Here is a 1,458-nt window from a genome sequence, read left to right as displayed (position 1 = left end):
AGGAGAATCTCAATGACGTTGTCAAGCCGCCGCAGTAGTGGTTGCGGGTTGGTAGACAGCGTGGTCGCGCAGCATGGCCCACAGGACGTTGAGGCGCCGGCGGGCCAGGGCGAGGATGGATTGGGTGTGGGTTTTGCCTTCGGCTCTTTTGCGGTTGTAGTAGGTCCGGGATGCGGGGTCGGTACGGATGGCGATTTGGGCGGACAGGTAACAGGCTCGCAGCAGTCGTCGGTCGTAGCGGCGGGGGCGTTTGAGATTGCCGCTGATGCGCCCGGAATCCCGCGGTACCGGGGCCAGCCCGGACACGCCGGCAAGACGATCGACGGAGTCGAAAGCGCTCATGTCGCCGCCGGTGGCGGCGAGGAACTCGGCGCCGAGTATGACGCCGAAGCCGGGCATGCTCAGGAGGATCTCGGCGTGGCGGTGGCGGCGAAATCGGTCCTCGATCATCGTGTCGGTTTCTGCGATTTCGGTGTCGAGGGTCATCACCTCCTTAGCCAGGCGGGCGACCATGGCGGCGGCGAGGTTTTGGCCGGGCACGGTGGTGTGTTGGGCGCTGGCGGCCTCGATAGCCGTGGCCGCGACAGCAGAGGCGTTGCGGGCCTTGCGTTTATGCAGCCAAGCTGTCAGGCGGGCAGCGCCGGCGCGGCGCAGCCCGTCGGGGGTTTGGTAGCCGGTCAACAGGATCAGCGCGGCCTTGCTGGCGCTGTAATCGAAGCCGCGTTCCAGGGCGGGGAAGTACTCAAGCAGCTGGGCACGCAGCCGGTTGATCACCCGGGTGCGATCGGCGACCAGGTCGGTGCGCCGAGCGGTCAGGATGCGCAGCTCGACCGCGATGTCATCACCGGGTCGCAGCGGCTGCAGGTCGCGGCGCATCCGAGCTTGGTCGGCGATGACGGCGGCGTCCTTGGCGTCGCTTTTGCCGTCGCCACGGTAGCCGGCCGAGGCGTGGTAGATGGTGCGGCCGGGGATGTAGAGCAGCCGCTGCTCGGCGGCGATGAGCAAGGTGATCAGCAGCGCGGCACCACCGGCGTTCAGGTCGATCGCCCAGGTAACTTCACCGCCGTCGGATTGCGCCGCTACTGCGTCGATCAGCTCCAGCAGTGCGGTTTCGTCGTTGGCTACCCGTTGCGACAGCAGTCGCTGACCCTCCGCATCGATAGCCACGCAATGGTGGTCGGACTTCCCGGCATCGACACCGGCCCAGACCTGTTGGCTCACAGCCACCTCCGTGATCATTGGCATCCCTATCAACCCAGCAGACGACCACGCCGGCGTGTCCTTACACAGCGATCAAATCGCATCTCTCAATTAGCGGTCGAGTCGTCGCGGGACGTCGGGCGGCCAATCTCCTTCGGCCATGAAACACCGCAAACGCATGAAAGCCATACCCGACGTCCCTGGGCAGTTCGAAGCCTACGGCCGAGGGCAACAACCACCCTGCAAGAAAGGTAAGGA

At 65.6% G+C, this 1,458-nt stretch carries 1 protein-coding gene; it reads right to left on the bottom strand.

Translation table 11 applies throughout. From position 1 onward, the window contains the following. Positions 1-21: 21 nt before the first annotated feature. The gene (locus AWC17_RS30985; RefSeq protein ID WP_174900762.1) at positions 22-1,221 is read right to left on the bottom strand and encodes an IS110 family RNA-guided transposase; all 1,200 of its coding nucleotides are present in this window, start codon (positions 1,219-1,221) and stop codon (positions 22-24) included. Positions 1,222-1,458: the final 237 nt, after the last annotated feature.

The sequence above is a fragment of the Mycobacterium nebraskense genome, from assembly GCF_002102255.1.
Taxonomy (GTDB): Bacteria; Actinomycetota; Actinomycetes; order Mycobacteriales; family Mycobacteriaceae; genus Mycobacterium; species Mycobacterium nebraskense.
This window is presented reverse-complemented; position numbering and strand designations above follow the sequence as displayed.